The following is a 16,935-nucleotide window of genomic DNA, read 5'->3' as shown; positions in this document are numbered from 1 at the left end:
TACCCGCACCTCCTCTTATCCATTTGTTTTAACAAACGTGACATCACCTTTTAAAACTGCCTTCCCTGCTTGATTGACTGCTTTCACCTCAAATGTAATTTCCTGCTCCTCTTCAGCAGTCACTGTAGCAACCAGTGTAATCACATCATCAATAAAGACCATACCTGAAAAACGAATGCGATAATCCTTTATAAACCCTTCTTCATAATATGGTGTGAATAATTTGGCCAAATTACCCATTGTCCACATGCCATGAGCGATAATTCCAGGAAGTCCCGTTTTCTTTGCTTCCTCATCAACTGTATGAATGGGGTTAAAATCTCCAGATGCACCTGAATACTTTATTAAGTCCATTCTCGATACAGGCGCTAAGGTTTCTGACAATGTTTTTCCTTTTTCTAAAGTCAAGATATTACTCATACACTCATCGCCTTTCTCACAGCTTCTGTAATGATGGTAATGGCTTCTTCTTTAAAAATGAGCTTCCCATCCTTATCTTCCCCATACTTCACTACGGAAAGAAAACCCATTAAACCATTGCTCCCTTTCTTTTCATAATAACCCTTTACTTCGGTCCAAACATAAACATCTTCTCCAACTAGGAGAGGTCTTTCATAATGAAACCTTTGCTCACCATGAATCAAACCTTTTTTAGGAAGCTGTAACTCTTCAATTGTGCCCGATTCAAACACACGTGGAAAAGTAGGTGGCGCAATATTTGTGCCATACTTACTTCTCTTTCCATATTCTTCGTCAATAAAAATGGGATGGGGGTCGCCAATCGATTGCGCGAACCGTTTGACTAACCCTCGTTCAACAGTATTCTTCACCTTATCTGATACTTTGCCGATCACATCCGTGTACATCCTGTGTATCAACTCCTATTTTAATTTTTTGGACCGCCCGCAACATAGATTACTTGACCGTTCACAAATGATGATTTCTCATCTGCAAAAAAAGCAACTGCATTTGCGATATCCGCAGGTTTTCCGCTTCTCGCAACCGGTATAGCCGCAATCGCTCCATTTACAAAGTCTGAAAAAGGTACCCCTACTCTTTCTGCTGTAGCCTTTGTCATCTCTGTTTCAATGAAACCAGGTGCGACACTATTTGCTGTGATACCATAACGTCCAAGTTCAATGGCTAATGTTTTTGTTAACCCTTGTAAACCAGCTTTTGCTGTTGCATAGTTAGCCTGACCTCTATTACCGAGAGCAGAAGTAGAAGAAATACTAATGATTCTGCCATAGTTTTGCTTGACCATATATTTTTGTGCGGCACGCGATGCATTAAACGAACCCTTCAGATGTACATCCATCACTAATTGCCAATCATCGTCCGTCATTTTAAACAGTAAATTATCGCGGATGATACCAGCGTTATTAACTAAAATATCAAGTGTACCAAACTGTTGCACAACTTCCTCCATTGCTGTTTCTACTTCGCCTGCTTCCACAACATTCGCTTTTTTCACGAAGATATGATAGCCCTTTTCCTTGAATTCTTCGGCTGTTTCTGCTAATGCCTCCTCATTGATATCAATAATAGCAATATTTGCCCCCTCTTGTGCGAAAAGCTCGGCGACGCCTTTACCAATTCCTCGGCTTCCACCAGTAATAAATGCAGTTTTCCCTGTGAATCTTGTCATTTTCATATGCCCCCTGTATCATTCCTTTATATTTGTTGTCCGATTTTCACATGTCCCTTCAGTAAGTTTCTTGAGATAATCATACGTTGGATTTCATCTGTGCCATCATATATTCTCCAAAGTCTTGCCTCGCGGTACCATCTCTCAATCGGAAGCTCTCTTGTATACCCCATGCCACCATGAATTTGTAATACACGGTCCACGACTCTGTTCCCCATATTAGACCCATAAAGTTTTGCCATTGATGCATAGTGTCGATTATCTTCCCCTTGATCCAAAGTAAATGCAGCATTTAAAGCTAGCCACTTCGCTGCCTCAATTTCAACGGCTGAATCGGCAATTTGCCATTGAATTGCCTGTCTCTCAGCAATTGGTTTCCCAAAAGTTTCTCGTTCTTTTGCATAATCTAATGCCATTTGCAATAGTCTCTCTGCTGCTCCAACTGCTCTTGCTCCTACTATCCAACGAGCAAATCCAATCCATTCAAGGCCAAGTTTATAACCACCATGCAATTCACCTAGTATATTCTTCTCTGGCACTCGTACATTATCAAATACAAGTCCAGCTGGTCCCCATTCACCCATCGTATGGATAAATTCTGATTTCCAGCCCATTTCACGGTCAGCGATAAAACAAGTGACACCATCTCTACCCTTTGTTTTCTTATGTAGCTCCTTATCCGTTATCGCGATGACCATTACGAAATCTGCTTCATTACCACCAGTAATGAAAGTTTTCTCACCATTTAGAACCCACTCATCTCCATCTTTCACTGCTGTCATGCGAATATTTTGCGTATCAGATCCTGCTCCAGGTTCAGTCATAGCGAAACAAGATTTTTTCTCACCATTTATCGTCGGAATTAAATAATTTTGTTTTTGTTCTTCATTAGCATAATAAAGAATGTTGTCAGCAGATCCACCAAAACTAAATGGCACAAACGTTTTAGCTACTTCAATACAAACAATGGCTTGCATCATTTGTCCCAAATCAGCTCCACCGTATTCCTCAGGTGTGTTAATTCCCCAAAAACCTGCTTCCTTTGCTTTTAACTGTAGTTTCTTCTGCACTTCTATAGAAAGGCTTGGCTTTCCTTCTCGTTCATTCTTTAACACTTCATTTTCTAGCGGAATTAATTCTTTCTCCACAAACTTTCTAATGGTTTGTTGTACCATTTTTTGTTCTTCTGTTAACCGTAAATCCATTCTTTTCACCTCTATCTATTTATTTATACTAACTAGTTAGTATGTTAGAACTTCCTTACATACTAACCGGTTAGTTTTTTCACATTATTAATAACAACATGATCATTTTGTTTGACTCTTGCCTGTAGCGAAGCATAGAGTAGCCACCTATAAATGACATTATGAATCTATTCACTTTACAACCGGCTTAGAACAATGGTGTTAAATTTCATTGAACGTAATAGTTAGGAAACGCTTTCATTTTTTGATAAAAACGTTTGGCAGAGGTAACGGAACTAAAAACAAAGAAGTGTCTACAGCCAAACCACGCAGTAATTTTGCAAAGTTCTTAGTAGTTGAATGGAAATGTGTCATGGAGTAATAAAAACATAAAATATTATCTGACTAGTCAGTATGTTTTTAATATTCATTATAATATCAGAGATTTTTTCTCTTGCCAAGACTAAACCGATGATTTTTTGAATTTTTCTTGATTGCCATTAATGATAGAAGTAACAATATGAAGCGTATCCCATTCACCATTTGATAACGCGATCATTTGATAGTGCTTTGGAAAAAGTAATTGCTGAATCTCTAAAACACTTTTTCCTTCAAGATACAATTGCATGATTTCACCACTGAGATCCTCTAAATAATTCAATTTCGCTTGCAATTGTTCTTTACCATGAGGAAAATACCCTGAATGAGAACAAAACATTGCCTCAAAGTCATAAGTTAACAATTTTTTTATTGATTGCATTATTTCCGGAATGGATTCTGTATCCATCGCAATCTTTGTATGAGGCTGAACATATAAATCACCTGTAAACATTATCCCTTTATTGCGGCAAAATAGGGCCACATGGTCATCCGCATGACCAGGTGTCTCTATTACCTCCCAATCAAGCTGTCTTGACGAAACTTTTTGCGATAATGGATAAGCAGGAAACGCTTTTCTTGCTCCCCATGTTTTTTGCCTATATAAGGGGTATGGCGCCTCTTCAGAACAAATCTCTACCCCTAACCGATGACAAAAAATAGGAATTTGTTGTTTGGCAAACCACGAGGCATTGCCAGAATGATCTTCATGGCTATGTGTTAAAACGACCTGATCAACAAAATAGGATTGATAAAATTGAGTGAAGGCAGATGACATCGAATACGGCCCAGTATCAATCACCAAACCGTCGATAATAAAAGAAAATATTTTTCTTGAAATTTTACTATTCTTCAATAAATTCCCTTCGGCGCAAATCACACCTTCATGTTTATAAGATTTCAACATATCCGTAGTCCTTTCTTCTTTCTTTTTCGTCCCAAAATTTCAATATACTATATAAAGACATAATCGTTGGCACTTCTATTTTTGTTTCATGGGCAAGTTTAAGAACATACCCACACATCGATTCGTATTCCATTGCCTTACCATTTAACCGGTCTTGTAGCATAGATGTCTGATGATCTTTGGCATAGGCGGCTTTTTTAAAAATAGACTGAATCACTTTTTCTTTATCAAATGGATAACCTTGTCTTGCTGCCACAGAAACGGCTTCTGCTGCCACGTTTTTCGCCAAAGCACTTAATTCCACACTCTCTAATATTTCGCCAATTGTTGCTTTTGTTATAGCCGACAACGGATTAAAGGTAATATTCCAAAGAAGCTTTTTCCACTTATGGTTAAGAATTTCTTCTGTGAATTTTGCACTTATTCCTGCTCTTTGAAATAAATCAACCATTTTTCTCGCTTGATTGCTATCTTCTTTTTGTAATGCACCTATTAATAATTGATGTGACCCCGATTCTTTCACACAGCCTGGTTCAGTTATACTTGCTTGCACATAAGTCGCACAAGAAAAAATTTTATTATTCGTTAGACTACGTGCCAATATTTCTTCATTATCCACCCCATTTTGCATCGTTACGATCATTGTCTCATCTTTAATAACACCCTTTAGGCTATCAGCTAACTTTTTCGTATCAGTAGACTTCACACAAAATAGAAGGATGTCTACTGAAGCTAACGCATGTATGTCATTAGTGAAAATCGTTTGCTCATTATTTAAGTTAAGGATAGGATATTGCTCAGTAACTACTTTTATGCCCCTCTCTTGCAACCTAGTTAAATGCTTACCTCTGGCAAGAAAGGTCACTTCATGATGAGCATTTGCAAGTAATGCCCCAAACAAACTTCCAACTGCTCCTGCCCCAGCCACACCTATTTTCATACTTCTACCTCCCCATCATGACTTAAATGGTAATCAACCTTCTTAGATCCTTCCCATAACACTGTTTCCTTAGTAAGGAGTGAAACCGCTTTAGAAAAAATCGGTCCATCATAAACAAAGCTATGATATTCTCCTGCTTCTCCCATCGGACAGACTTCTTCTAACTTAATCTTCTGAAAAAATTCATCATCAATCTCTCTGCCTAGCCAACTATCAGATAAACAATCCGGACGGACTCTTATCACTTTAGCTCTATAACCACGCTGAATAAACGATTTTAGAAGTGCATCTACTTCTTCTTTTTTTCTCCATAATGGATAAATAGCCTGTAAACCGACTGTTGAAGCAAGCTTCTCTCCCCAATCTTTATGGGGCGTAAAATAAATGTCCCCAAATGCAATAGCCTCTAAATCATATTTTAACTTCAGTTGCTTTAATTCTTCTACAAATCTATCTGTATAATTATTTATGTCTGTATCAATAAAATGAATGGGTATACCTAATGATTCACTTTGTTTTACTAACAGATTTGTTTTTTCTCCATGACCGTATGTCCTTTTTTCAGATGGTTGTTTTGTTGTAATCAATACTTCAACACTTATTCCATTAGCCAATAAGTAGTCTAATGCCAAGCAAGCGTCCTTCCCCCCACTCCATGATAAAGCCGTTTTTCCCATATAATCCTCCTTATAATAAACTGAATATTCTTATAACACATCATACTCCTTTCACTCTTAGGTAGCAAATAAAACTGTTTGCAGAAAAGTTGTATTCAAGCATAGCCATTTGCTGTTATTCATCAGCAGACATCTCCTCACCTTTTTCTGTAAAATAACGTTGAAAAGAATAGCGAAAAATAACTACAACATAAAGGCAAGTGAATGCAAATAGGAGCAAACTCAATGTAATGATAATATTTTTTAATGGAATGAGATGAGTCATTAGTATAATGATACTTAAATAACCTACTTGTAACATACTTTGCAGCAATTGAAAGATACTTGTCACTCTGCCCATCATTTCTACAGGGATATTATTTTGGTAAAAAGTTAAGGCTCCAGCATTTAAGAAACTATTAAAAAAACCTAATAGAATAAAACTGCTCATCACAGCCGTAAATGACGTGGATAATGAGTAGATAACATATCCAATAGCCATCATGAACATTCCACAAGCAATCATTGATCGGATTGATAGTCTATTTGCCATCATGGTTAATACTAAAGCGCCACCAACCGATCCTATACCTGTAATACTCAAAAGAAAGCTATAATCAGTCTCAGAAAGGCCGACTACAGTTTGAATAAAAGCGACCTCTTGCGCATCCATAATATAGGAAATGATTACCAGAAATAAATAACCTAAGTAGACAAAGCTGACATATTTCTCTTTTTTTAAGAAGCTAAAAACAATGGTAAAATCTTCTTTTACTCTGTTAACTGTTAATCGAGGGATCTCCAACTTCTTATCCACATCAGGTAGAAAGCAAATAAAAAGGGCAGCGATGACAAAAAACAAACTAGTTAATAAAAGAGTCACCTCAACGGTTGTCAACAAGATAAATACACCAGCTATCGCTGGCCCAATAATAAAAGCACTAGATGATGTGACCGAACGGAATGTATTGAACTTTTTTCTTTTCTCAACAGGGACTATCATCGTTGAATAGGTTACTGACGCAGGGACAAAAAATGATTGGGCCACACTTAAAGCAATTAAAATAAGATACAAGTAGGTTATATTCGTTGCGAAGAACATGGTTACAATTAATAAAGCACGTAAAACATAAGTAATCATCACGATTTTCTTTTTACTACGATAATCTATAAAACTACCTGTCCACAACTTTGTCATCATGTTGATTATTGGTGAAATCACCCAAAGACCGGCGACAGCCGCTGCTGAACCATCTGTTATTTTGTACACCAATACATTAATGGCTGCTAAATATACAAAACTACCAATATGGGCACTAGAAAGTGAGATTAATAAAATGATTGGGTTTTTCCATTCTTTCAAATTATGTAATGATATCAATTGTCGCGCAAATCTCCTTTTAAACTAGAATTTAGGACCTTTGTTATTTACAAATGATACCATAAATATCCTCAACAAAATAAACAGGTTAATAATTATCTGAATTTTTTACACTTCTTTTTTGCCATATTAAATAATACTGTAAAAAACATATTGATGAAAAGAGGGAAAGGAATTGCTCAAAGATTCCATATCTGTTAGGTAGCAAAAGTGGACAGAACAATAATTGCCTGAGGTTGTGGGTGTGAACCGACAAAGGATTGGCGCTCTTAAAATATACACTCTTTAATTAGTGTATTAAGCGGTCGGAACTGAACTGCTTAAAAGAGATCACAGGAATTTTCATTATAAGGGGGGAAAATTATTCAATATCACATTCGTTAGTAAAGAGAAGATAGAAAACAATGGAAAAGGAGGTTGCCCAGTACAGTGTTCCATCTTTCTATTTTTTCACGTTTACACATCTCCTTCTGTAACCGTCTTGAATATACTTATCATACGCTTAAAAATACCTCAAAAAGGTTATGCTCTGTACGAAATATTGCATGTCCTACTAGCTTTCATTTAAGATAGTAGAGAATGTACATATATTGCAAAAAGAAAGGGTTTTCCAATTGAGTTCAACATTCTTTATTTTCTTACCAGCTCTAATCTTTTTTATTCTCTATATTGTGATGGTGTTTGTTCTTAATAAATACTCTAGTAGTAAAATAGCAACTATTGCCTTTACAATTATCGGCTTATTAATCTTCATTTACATTTTATTTTTCATTTTCACCTTTGTCCTTTAAAAAAATATTTCCATAATGCGAAGAAAGACAGGTGCAAATCACATTCGGTTTGCACCTGTTTCATTACAGAGATTCTTTACTAGCAACCATTTATCTAACAAGAATAATTTTCTTATTCTAAATTGTTCGTGTCATAAACACACTATTGGGATCTTCCTTATAGTGGTCAAATGGTTGGCAATATTGAAACCCTCTACTTTCGTACAATTTTCTAGCTGGTTCAAAAGATTCCATAGAACCTGTTTCTAAACTTAAACGCAAGTACCCCCGCTCCTTTGCTTCATGAAGCAAATGATCTAATAGTTTTCCTGCTACCCCTTTTCGTAAAGCGTTTTTGGCTGTTCTCATCGATTTGATCTCACCATGTTGGTTGTCTAGCTCTTTTAATGCAGCACAACCAACAAGTTGACCAGATTCCCAGCAGCTCCAAACGGTCACAGAAGGCTGTTTTAAACCATTTAAGTTCAATGCATGTGTACTTTCAGGAGGTGATTGACTACTCATATCCTCTAAATGTTCCATTATCAATTGTTGAATATCTGTACCTGATAAATCATCAATCTTCAATTCCATCATCTATTTTCCCCTTGAATTCTTTTTCTATTATTATATTGTTTTGAACGATTAGTTTTCAATATCTACTTTCCGAAAGATGATTTGATAGCTAAAAGCGAGTACGAGAATACTAGCAAGCATAAAGTAGACGCGTTCATACTGAATATATAATGGCAATTCCCCCTGAAGATTCATTAATAATCCACATATTGTCACTCCAATTCCTCCACCAATAAATTGAAGTAGTTGTAACAGACCCATACCTGCACTGTTCAATTCTGCTGATAATAGATAGGCTGTTTCATTGGCAACGCTGCTATTTAGCATAGAAAAACCGATACTTGCAAAAATGTAAGCACCCATAATAAAGTACGAATTGTAAGCTTGTAAAAAAGCAAATAGTAATGAGGCGAGCAGTAATGTTAATTGGCCAAGAGAAATAAAACGCTTGCTTCCATATAAATCAATCAACTTACCAATATAGGGTCCAGCAAGCATAGCGATGATGGCACCTGGAAATATCAATAGACCCATAGTAATCGGCTCTTTATGATGCAAATTCCCTAAAATAAGTGGCATCATAAATAAATTTGAAAAATGAAAAATAAAACCTGATAAACCAATGACTAATAATCGGATATAGTGTTTATTTAATAGTAATTGCGGAAATATAAATGGGTGATTCTGCTTCATCAAATAGAACATTGTAATGATTGCTAAACCTACAAATACTGCGCCGAATAAATAAGATGTTTGCGAGATAGTTAAAAGGGCGGCAATAGTTGTACAACTAGTAAGAAAGCAACCAAATATATCAAAGCTACCTTCCCTTCTTTCATTTTCCGGAGACAATTGCATTAATATAGGCAAAAAGACAAGAACCATTAGCGGTATTAGAAATAAGTAATTCCAGCCAAAAAATTGTGTTGCTACCCCACCTACTACTGGACCTAACCCAAAACCTAATGCTGCACCTGAACCAATCATGGCAATTGATTTTGCTCTTTCTGATATCGGCACATATCTACTAGCAATGATCATAGATAATCCTGGAACAGCCCCAGCACCCACCGCTTGTAAGATTCGTGAACATAAAAGGATAATAAAATTTTCAGCAAAAAATCCAACCAACGAAGAGCTTATAAATATACTAAGTCCAATAAGGAGCAATTTTTTTATAGAAATATAATCGGATAATCGACTAAATGTGAGTGTAAAAATGGCAAAAGCGATGGAGTATCCAGAAACCATCCACGAACCGATAATCGGGGTAATATGTAAGTTTGTTATTATATTGGGCAAGGCTATATTAAACATTGTTGTGTTCATAACGACAAACCAGCTACAAAAACAGAGTGCTAAAATTAACTTTTTATATTGTGGGTTCTCTTGCTTATGAGCGCTCGTTCGAGTGAAGGATGCAACGGCCATGTCTTTTCACCCCCTTTAATTATTTTCTGATTATTAATAATTATACAATAATTAAACTTTGATTCCTATTATTCCGCTTTTCGAAAGAAAACATAAACATTTTTTGCTGGGGTCTTGTTAGGAGTTTTTGAACCTAATTAACTCAGGCTAGCCTTGTTTGTGTGGACGGCTTTCATTTCTATCTTTCGTTCAGAGTAAAGTTCAAACATCATACGCTCGCCTTTTTCACCTTTTGTGCTTCTAAGTGAAGTACTTACCTTTTTTACCATACTCTTATCTGTTGCTTTCGCACAAGTATTTTCTTTTTATGAAAAAGTGACTATAGACAAACACTTCTATTCGCCCGAAAACTCCTAATAATAGTGAATAATCGCTCGAAAAAAAATCATTCGAGACTAAGTGATGTCGTCTTCATAACAAACCTTTTGGTTACGTAAAAAGGACCCCCTATCAATGAAGAGAGTCCAAAATTACTTAGGTTGTAAAAATAAACTTAGTTGTACTGCCCCCTTTAGACGACTCTACCTCTAGGCGTGCATCTATTCTTTCTTTTAACTCGGGGACGTGGGAAATAATGCCCACTAATCTACCGCTACTCTGTATTTCGATGAGTGATTCAACGGCTTGTTCTAATGATTCAGGATCAAGTGTACCGAAACCTTCATCTATAAACATGGTTTCCATCGAAACGCCACCTGCATGTGATTGAACCACATCAGCAAGACCTAATGCAAGGGCAAGAGAAGCCTTGAAACTCTCCCCACCTGATAATGTTTTAACATGTCTTTCTTGTCCCGTATACTGGTCAAATACAAGTAGTTCTAATCCACTTTGTACATTTCCTTTGGAACGATCTGTTTTTCTCGTTAATTCATATCTTCCGTTCGTCATTTTATATAAACGTAAATTGGCTTGAATAAGGATATCATCTAAGAAAGCCGCTAAAACGAACCGCTCAAACGTTAATCTATACGTATTTTGTCCTTTCGAAATATCGGATAAATGACCAATGAGGCGATAACGTTCTTCTAAATCAGCAATTTCTTCATGAAGACTTTCTAAACGTGTATATGCCTTTTCATTATCTCTTTTCTTATACATAAGTTGATTGTATTGCTCATTTTCAAATTGAATCTTTTTAGCGAGTTCATTTATTTTCGATTCAATTTGCTCTAAATCTGGTTTCATTATATCTCTTAATTGTTTCGTCAACTCATTTAAGCGGTCATTAACAGAACGTAATTCTTCACGATACGAACGTATCTCTTGAGCGATTTGTTCCCTAAGTTCTTCTGAAATTTGCGCATTGGCATATTCACTATAACTTTGAAAGCCTTGCTTCTGCATTCGATTAACAAAGTCCGTTCTTTCCTGATGTAATTGTCCTTGTAAATGGTCATGTTGTTGGGTGAATGTTTCATAACGCGATTTCAAAATGGTTAATTGTTTGGCCACTTTTTCTTTCTGTTCTTCTGCCAACTTTAATTGGTCTTTTAATGTCTGCAATTTGTCCTGTTTACTTTGCAATGCCATTTTGTATTGCGGTAAAGAACGTAAATCTTCTGGAATGGTCTTAATCAACCTTTGCAGCGAGGTATGATGCTTAATATATTCATTGTTTAGATCAACAACAGACTGCTTAAGCGTATCTGTTTTTTTTGCATACTGACTTTCCTCTTCTTCTAACAGGATGATTTTTTCTTGACATTGCTTCAACCTGGATTTTTCTTTTTCTAGTTGATTTTTCTGTTGTATTTTTTTTCTTTCGTTTTCTTCCACTTCTGCTAAAACTTCTTTTGCATTATCTAATGTTAGATGATGTAGATGCTCTGATTGTATTTCTGTTAATAGTTTCGCAATAGATTTTTCTATATGTTGTAATTTAGATTGTACTAGGTAGAAAGCTTGCTCTGCCGCTATTTTTTCCTTTTCAATGACTAATGCTTGATGTTTAGCTGCATTTAAATCCTCCTCAGTTGGAATGGTTTCATGACCATTAGCAATTGACGGATGATGAATTGAACCACAAACAAGACATGGTTCACCTTGTTGAAGCTGCCCTGCTAGAATACTTGCTTGTCCTTCTATCCACTTCTTCTCGAGTTCATGCTGAAGTGATTTACTATCATTCAAGCGCGCAATTGCGTTCTGTAGATATTTATCCTTTTCTTCATAAGATTGCTTTTCAAAAACTAATTCTTGCTCTAAGTGTATAAGTGATTGTAATTGTTTGATTTCATATTTGTATTGATGAAGTTGTTGTTCTATTGAAAGCATATGTTCTTGATTTTTCTCAAGCTCTTGCTTTTCTTCTTTTACTTTTTTTAATTCTTGCTGTAAATGATTAAGTTTTTGTTGGCTTTTATCAATCTCTTTCTTTTTACTAGTCATTGCATGATCTAATAATGAAACCTCTTTCTCTGTGTCAGCAAAGATGTGGATATCATCGTGTAAATTTTTTAATGACAACCATTCTGATTCTACTAATTCTCTTTCTTTCTCCCGAAGCAACTCCTTTTCTAATACTTTATTTGCATGTAATAGCCGTTCCTTTTGGATATTTTCTTCACTTTGGACTGATTGCATTTGCTCGGAAATATGATTAATTTCTTTTTTTAGACGGTGGCAATTTTGTTCCTGTTCGAATAAGACAGCTGCTTTGTACGCCGATGACAAATCTTTCTCTTTCTTCGCCATTATTTCCTCAGTATCTTTTAGCTGTTCATACCTTTCAGTTAATCGTTCCTTTAATGTGAATTGTTCAATAATCCGGTTTCCTTCTATTTTCTTTTGTTGAAATTCTAAACTTGTCTTTTCAAGCTCTTTTATCTTTTTTGACCAGTCAATTATTTTTTCTTCCATTTGTGCTAATTCTTCTGATAAAAGTTTTACAAACTGATGATGATTGATAGACTCAAGCTTATCCTCTTCTAGTACTCTCTGTAACTCCTGATTCATAACAGCATGAATTTGCTGCGCGATTCTCTGCTTTTGCTCGAATTTCACTTCCACATTTTTGCGCAGTTCAGCTGCTTCATCTTTTAATCTTTCTTCTATTCTTTTATATATCTCTGTATGAAATAGTTTTTGCAGGATGACTTCCTTTTCTTTACTATCTGAAGTGAGTAATTTACGGAACTCTCCTTGGGGAATCATCAGTATTTGCCTGAATTGGTTGCTATCAATAAGCATGATTTCTTTAATCTTTTCATCTACATCCCGAACATTCGCAGCTAATTGTTGCTGTGTACCATCATTAGAGATCGAATATAATTCGGCCTTCGCACCAACGGTTGTGAAGCCGTCCCCTCTTGTTTTTTTCTTCAATTGCTGAGGAGAGCGAACAATATAGAATCGTTTCTCTTTAATTGTGAATGTGAGCGATACTTCCGTTATTAACTCTTCTTCTGCAAACTGACTACGTAAGTCTGCACCCATTCGATCTTCCCCACTCGCCTTACCATAAATGGCAAATGTTATCCCGTCAAAAATAGTTGTTTTTCCCGCTCCTGTTTTTCCGGATATAACAAACATTGAACGACCACCTAATTGAGTAAAATCAATCTTTTCTTTACCGGCATATGGTCCAAACGCTTGCATTGTTAATAACAGTGGTTTCATCGGCCAACTCCCTCCCTTCTCATTTTTTCTATTACATCGACAATAATATTTTGCTTATCCTCAGTGAATTCAGCTGTGGTTACTTCTTGATAAAAATGCGAAAATAGTTCAAGTTCACTTTTTCTCTCATCAGTTAAAACATTTAATTTCGTCTTCTTTTTCATATCTTGCAAAGTACGCTTTCGTTCTAAATGAAGAATATTAGGGTATATTTGTCTTAATTTATTGATGGGGTCAATCAACGCACCTTCATCCAATAGGGTTACTTTTATATAATCATCCTTCTTCTGCTCGCTATAAAAACGCTCGTCTAATAACTCGTCTAAATAGCCCTCAATTTCCCTCATATCTCGGAGCGGTATTAAACTTTTTCTCTCTAATTGAAAAGTACCATTAGCATTCATCTCAACAATTGAAACCGATTTTTGTTGTTTTGCCTCTGAGAAAGAATACTTCATCAGAGATCCAGCATATTTAATTTTGTTATGAGATATCGCATCTGGACTATGTAAATGACCAAGAGCTGTATAATCAAATAAATCGAAGTTACGGGCACTTACACAGCCAGAACCACCTACAGATAATATTCGCTCTGAATCTGTCGTTTCTCCCCCAAGTACAAAAGCATGACCGACGAGCACATTTGGCTCATTATGGTTCATCTTCTTTTCTATTTTTTCGATAATCGCTTTCATTGCCTCTTCATGTGAGATAATCCGATCATCATTGAAAGCATATTTTACTAGACCTGGTTCAGCAAAGGGAACAAGATGGAAATTCACTCCCTTAATATTGACACTGTCAACCGTGTTTTTCAGCTTTCCAGCTAAGTAAAAATCACTCTGTTGATACCATGAACTGCCAAATGATAATCGTTCTGCACTATCATGGTTTCCACCAATTGCCACAATGGGGACACCTAATTTTACATTGATTGTAAATAATACTTCATTTAATAATTCTACCGCAGCAACGGGCGGGACAGATCGGTCATAAAGGTCACCTGCTATAACTAAACAATCTGGTTGTTCTTCCTCAACAAGCTTAACTAATTGCTTTAGCATATATGATTGATCCTCAGTCATATAAACCCCATGAACAAGCTTTCCTAAATGCCAATCAGCTGTATGAATAAATTTCACTTATTTTCCCTCTCTTCTATGTATCTTTGTTTGCCTACTTTAACCTTTTATATAAATGAGGCAAATCTGCCTTCATATTGCTTTTCTTCCACATTGTTACAAAATCTTCTGATGTTATCTTATCTTCAATATTAATATATCTTTATAAAGTCGTACTTTCATAGCAAGCGAATGCTGCGCCCATTGGTAATACTTACACCCCATGTCTGCAATCCATCATACAGCATCGATTCGTAAGGTCTTATTGTTAATAATGAACTAAACCTTCCTTTTCCCATAATCGAACCATTTAACTCTGTAACCAATTTTCTCACCATATTATCACAAATAATCTACTATGATTACAAGCTATATCTTAATAACATTTTCTTAATGCAAAGATTAATATATTCCATTTCATTTTTCGAATATGTTTTAAAATAAAAACAAGTAAAGGAGTGAGCATAACAATATATTAAGGAAAAATATGGGCTAGAACGGACAATAATGCAATGATTGGAAGGATAATCAGATTATCATATAAAAGGTGTACCGCTTGTTATGGAGTGAACGAGGATTATTATTGGTTCATCATAGTGATTGAATAATCATCTCGATGATTACTCCTACCGAGTGCAAAAAATGAACCGTGTGGGTCACAATTAACCAATTGCTATACATATGAAAGATTCCAAATGTATAGCAATTATGATATGATGGCAAATCCTTGCAAACATATTAATGATTGTGGGGAAGTACGAAGTCAGCAGGTAATACTTTAAAAATGTTTTGGAAAGATATTGAAGCATCATACCTTCCTATTACTTTTAATATGAATGAACTTGATGAGATGTTTCGTAAGTGGGCTCAGCATCATATTAAGTGAAAGGATCAACTATTATTTTTATATATAAAAACAGCCTAACAAATGTTAGACTGTTTATCATCGAATTATATTTTATTAACGTTAGCCGCTTGAGGTCCACGAGCACCTTCAACAACTTCGAAAGAAACTTCTTGACCTTCATCTAGTGATTTGAATCCTTCAGATTGGATTGCAGAATAATGTACGAATACATCATTTCCGTCTTCGCCTTCGATAAATCCAAAACCTTTTTCTGCGTTAAACCATTTTACTTTACCGTTTTTCATAACAAAAAATCCTCCTTATGGTTGAAAAAACAACCATATAAAAATTCACCTTTAATCATTGTACTTACAAAGACCTATCCAATCAAAGGAAAAGCTTTCTTCATATACCACTAATGAGTAACGGTTAAGTTAAATTTAGCATCTATCCCCATCACTGTCAACAAATTACGCTTTTAATCTTTTAGCTTCTCAGGCAAGCTTTGAATCGATTGAACAACCACATCTAACTTCGCCTCAATGCGGTAAAGTAAATACAATGTCACAATGATAGGAAAGCCGACTTCACTGATCATTTTAACAAGCTCACTCACATTCGTTCCCTCCTAAATTTGCGTAATAAGAATATAGAAGATAAATAAAAAGATGAACCTCTTTCCTTGCAAAAGATAGAGGTTCACCTAAATTACAACTTGGCAACAATAACCTTATATTACACTATCTCATAATCAGTAACGGTTCTTTCTACAAGTCTTGCACCTTTAACATTTGTAAGCTTTCCTTTTGTTGATTGAACCGCTTCTGAAGCAATCATTTCTTCCATTACAGTAATGACTTCAGCGATGTCAATAGGTTCTTTAGGATCATCAACTGAAATGGTCGAAACACTTCCATCTGCCGTTCCAAAAGTTAACTCTAATTTTTTCGTCATTCTTTACTCTCCCCCTTCAAATAGTATTATTGTAAAATATCATGGTTGTCATTTCTTTGGATAGAAACGAGTGGTGATTGTGCTAAAGATCCATATGCCTCGGCAAATCGATATAATTGATCAGGCGTAGTTTCTGATATCACATGGCTAAAAGTTTTCACCTTATACTCCGCTTCTCCCTTTTCATTTACACCTGTTTCAAAACTTAAACGAAGCTTTGAATCAACTAAAATTGTTTGTGCCATATTCTCTCCCCCCTTTCACTTCTTATATAAAAGTTAAGATGCAAAAGAGACAGGTTATCATTAGATAAATTAAAATTGAGCTACTTACAAGGTGCTTTCATTTATTAGAACTTAGAGATTGTTCCACCCCTATTACATACAACAGATCACCTAAAAATAAGGATTTGTTTATACTATTTCTAGTATTTTTCAAAAAATAATACCTTTCTGCTTCTAAACTTAGTGCAAGCGAACAAGCAATCTTATGCGGTTTTCATACTATATTTAATAGCCGGA

At 35.6% G+C, this 16,935-nt stretch carries 17 protein-coding genes; all 17 read right to left on the bottom strand.

The window, feature by feature from the left end; all coding sequences use genetic code 11:
* Positions 1–15: 15 nt before the first annotated feature.
* Positions 16–420 carry a MaoC/PaaZ C-terminal domain-containing protein gene (locus MKY26_RS05180; protein ID WP_341092415.1) on the bottom strand — a complete coding sequence of 135 codons (405 nt, stop codon included), beginning with the start codon at positions 418–420 and terminating at the stop codon, positions 16–18.
* Positions 417–866 (bottom strand): MaoC family dehydratase N-terminal domain-containing protein, encoded by a 450-nt coding sequence (locus MKY26_RS05175; protein ID WP_341092411.1) that lies wholly within the window; start codon positions 864–866, stop codon positions 417–419. The genes MKY26_RS05180 and MKY26_RS05175 overlap by 4 nt, the downstream gene beginning before the upstream one ends.
* Before the next feature lie 20 nt (positions 867–886).
* Positions 887–1,648, bottom strand: a complete 762-nt coding sequence (fabG, locus tag MKY26_RS05170) for a 3-oxoacyl-ACP reductase FabG (protein WP_341092405.1) — start codon at positions 1,646–1,648, stop codon at positions 887–889.
* A gap of 26 nt (positions 1,649–1,674) precedes the next feature.
* On the bottom strand, positions 1,675–2,853 hold the full coding sequence (locus MKY26_RS05165; protein WP_341092401.1) for an acyl-CoA dehydrogenase family protein: 1,179 nt from the start codon (positions 2,851–2,853) through the stop codon (positions 1,675–1,677).
* Positions 2,854–3,295: 442 nt separating this feature from the next.
* Complete coding sequence (locus tag MKY26_RS05160; protein WP_341092393.1) at positions 3,296–4,117, bottom strand: MBL fold metallo-hydrolase; 822 nt, start codon at positions 4,115–4,117, stop codon at positions 3,296–3,298.
* The gene (locus MKY26_RS05155; RefSeq protein WP_341092389.1) at positions 4,101–5,057 is read right to left on the bottom strand and encodes a ketopantoate reductase family protein; all 957 of its coding nucleotides are present in this window, start codon (positions 5,055–5,057) and stop codon (positions 4,101–4,103) included. Before MKY26_RS05155 ends, MKY26_RS05160 begins: the two co-directional genes overlap by 17 nt.
* Complete coding sequence (locus MKY26_RS05150; protein ID WP_307314228.1) at positions 5,054–5,734, bottom strand: diphthine--ammonia ligase; 681 nt, start codon at positions 5,732–5,734, stop codon at positions 5,054–5,056. Before MKY26_RS05150 ends, MKY26_RS05155 begins: the two co-directional genes overlap by 4 nt.
* Before the next feature lie 115 nt (positions 5,735–5,849).
* The gene (locus MKY26_RS05145) at positions 5,850–7,094 is read right to left on the bottom strand and encodes an MFS transporter (protein WP_233435260.1); all 1,245 of its coding nucleotides are present in this window, start codon (positions 7,092–7,094) and stop codon (positions 5,850–5,852) included.
* 908 nt (positions 7,095–8,002) lie between these two features.
* Positions 8,003–8,458 (bottom strand): GNAT family N-acetyltransferase, encoded by a 456-nt coding sequence (locus tag MKY26_RS05140; RefSeq protein WP_095373699.1) that lies wholly within the window; start codon positions 8,456–8,458, stop codon positions 8,003–8,005.
* Positions 8,459–8,509: 51 nt separating this feature from the next.
* Positions 8,510–9,871 carry an MFS transporter gene (locus tag MKY26_RS05135; protein WP_095373440.1) on the bottom strand — a complete coding sequence of 454 codons (1,362 nt, stop codon included), beginning with the start codon at positions 9,869–9,871 and terminating at the stop codon, positions 8,510–8,512.
* A gap of 474 nt (positions 9,872–10,345) precedes the next feature.
* A complete protein-coding gene (locus MKY26_RS05130; protein WP_341092364.1) occupies positions 10,346–13,492 on the bottom strand; it encodes an SMC family ATPase in 3,147 nt (1,048 codons plus the stop codon).
* Positions 13,489–14,634 (bottom strand): exonuclease SbcCD subunit D, encoded by a 1,146-nt coding sequence (locus MKY26_RS05125; RefSeq protein WP_341092362.1) that lies wholly within the window; start codon positions 14,632–14,634, stop codon positions 13,489–13,491. Before MKY26_RS05125 ends, MKY26_RS05130 begins: the two co-directional genes overlap by 4 nt.
* A 158-nt stretch (positions 14,635–14,792) precedes the next feature.
* Complete coding sequence (locus tag MKY26_RS05120) at positions 14,793–14,939, bottom strand: hypothetical protein (RefSeq protein ID WP_180316972.1); 147 nt, start codon at positions 14,937–14,939, stop codon at positions 14,793–14,795.
* A gap of 625 nt (positions 14,940–15,564) precedes the next feature.
* The gene (locus tag MKY26_RS05115) at positions 15,565–15,765 is read right to left on the bottom strand and encodes a cold-shock protein (protein ID WP_095373442.1); all 201 of its coding nucleotides are present in this window, start codon (positions 15,763–15,765) and stop codon (positions 15,565–15,567) included.
* A 173-nt stretch (positions 15,766–15,938) separates the two neighbouring features.
* Positions 15,939–16,058: a YvrJ family protein gene (locus tag MKY26_RS05110; protein ID WP_263624176.1), complete on the bottom strand. Its 120-nt coding sequence runs from the start codon at positions 16,056–16,058 to the stop codon at positions 15,939–15,941.
* A 137-nt stretch (positions 16,059–16,195) separates the two neighbouring features.
* The gene (locus tag MKY26_RS05105) at positions 16,196–16,414 is read right to left on the bottom strand and encodes a DUF2922 domain-containing protein (protein ID WP_095373444.1); all 219 of its coding nucleotides are present in this window, start codon (positions 16,412–16,414) and stop codon (positions 16,196–16,198) included.
* A 26-nt stretch (positions 16,415–16,440) separates the two neighbouring features.
* Positions 16,441–16,659: a DUF1659 domain-containing protein gene (locus MKY26_RS05100; protein WP_341092359.1), complete on the bottom strand. Its 219-nt coding sequence runs from the start codon at positions 16,657–16,659 to the stop codon at positions 16,441–16,443.
* Positions 16,660–16,935: the final 276 nt, after the last annotated feature.

Source organism: Cytobacillus sp. FSL R7-0680 (assembly GCF_038009245.1).
Classification (GTDB): Bacteria; Bacillota; Bacilli; order Bacillales; family Cytobacillaceae; genus Cytobacillus; species Cytobacillus kochii.
This window is presented reverse-complemented; position numbering and strand designations above follow the sequence as displayed.

Bases quoted from the DNA above. Each gene is read 5' to 3' on its own strand.
- MKY26_RS05180 (WP_341092415.1), bottom strand. From the start codon at position 420: ATGAGTAATATCTTGACTTTAGAAAAAGGAAAAACATTGTCAGAAACC.
- MKY26_RS05130 (WP_341092364.1), bottom strand. From the start codon at position 13,492: ATGAAACCACTGTTATTAACAATGCAAGCGTTTGGACCATATGCCGGT.
- MKY26_RS05100 (WP_341092359.1), bottom strand. From the start codon at position 16,659: ATGGCACAAACAATTTTAGTTGATTCAAAGCTTCGTTTAAGTTTTGAA.
- MKY26_RS05175 (WP_341092411.1), bottom strand. From the start codon at position 866: ATGTACACGGATGTGATCGGCAAAGTATCAGATAAGGTGAAGAATACT.
- MKY26_RS05155 (WP_341092389.1), bottom strand. From the start codon at position 5,057: ATGAAAATAGGTGTGGCTGGGGCAGGAGCAGTTGGAAGTTTGTTTGGG.
- MKY26_RS05150 (WP_307314228.1), bottom strand. From the start codon at position 5,734: ATGGGAAAAACGGCTTTATCATGGAGTGGGGGGAAGGACGCTTGCTTG.
- MKY26_RS05105 (WP_095373444.1), bottom strand. From the start codon at position 16,414: ATGACGAAAAAATTAGAGTTAACTTTTGGAACGGCAGATGGAAGTGTT.
- MKY26_RS05110 (WP_263624176.1), bottom strand. From the start codon at position 16,058: ATGATCAGTGAAGTCGGCTTTCCTATCATTGTGACATTGTATTTACTT.
- MKY26_RS05115 (WP_095373442.1), bottom strand. From the start codon at position 15,765: ATGAAAAACGGTAAAGTAAAATGGTTTAACGCAGAAAAAGGTTTTGGA.
- MKY26_RS05160 (WP_341092393.1), bottom strand. From the start codon at position 4,117: ATGTTGAAATCTTATAAACATGAAGGTGTGATTTGCGCCGAAGGGAAT.
- MKY26_RS05165 (WP_341092401.1), bottom strand. From the start codon at position 2,853: ATGGATTTACGGTTAACAGAAGAACAAAAAATGGTACAACAAACCATT.
- fabG (WP_341092405.1), bottom strand. From the start codon at position 1,648: ATGACAAGATTCACAGGGAAAACTGCATTTATTACTGGTGGAAGCCGA.
- MKY26_RS05140 (WP_095373699.1), bottom strand. From the start codon at position 8,458: ATGGAATTGAAGATTGATGATTTATCAGGTACAGATATTCAACAATTG.
- MKY26_RS05135 (WP_095373440.1), bottom strand. From the start codon at position 9,871: ATGGCCGTTGCATCCTTCACTCGAACGAGCGCTCATAAGCAAGAGAAC.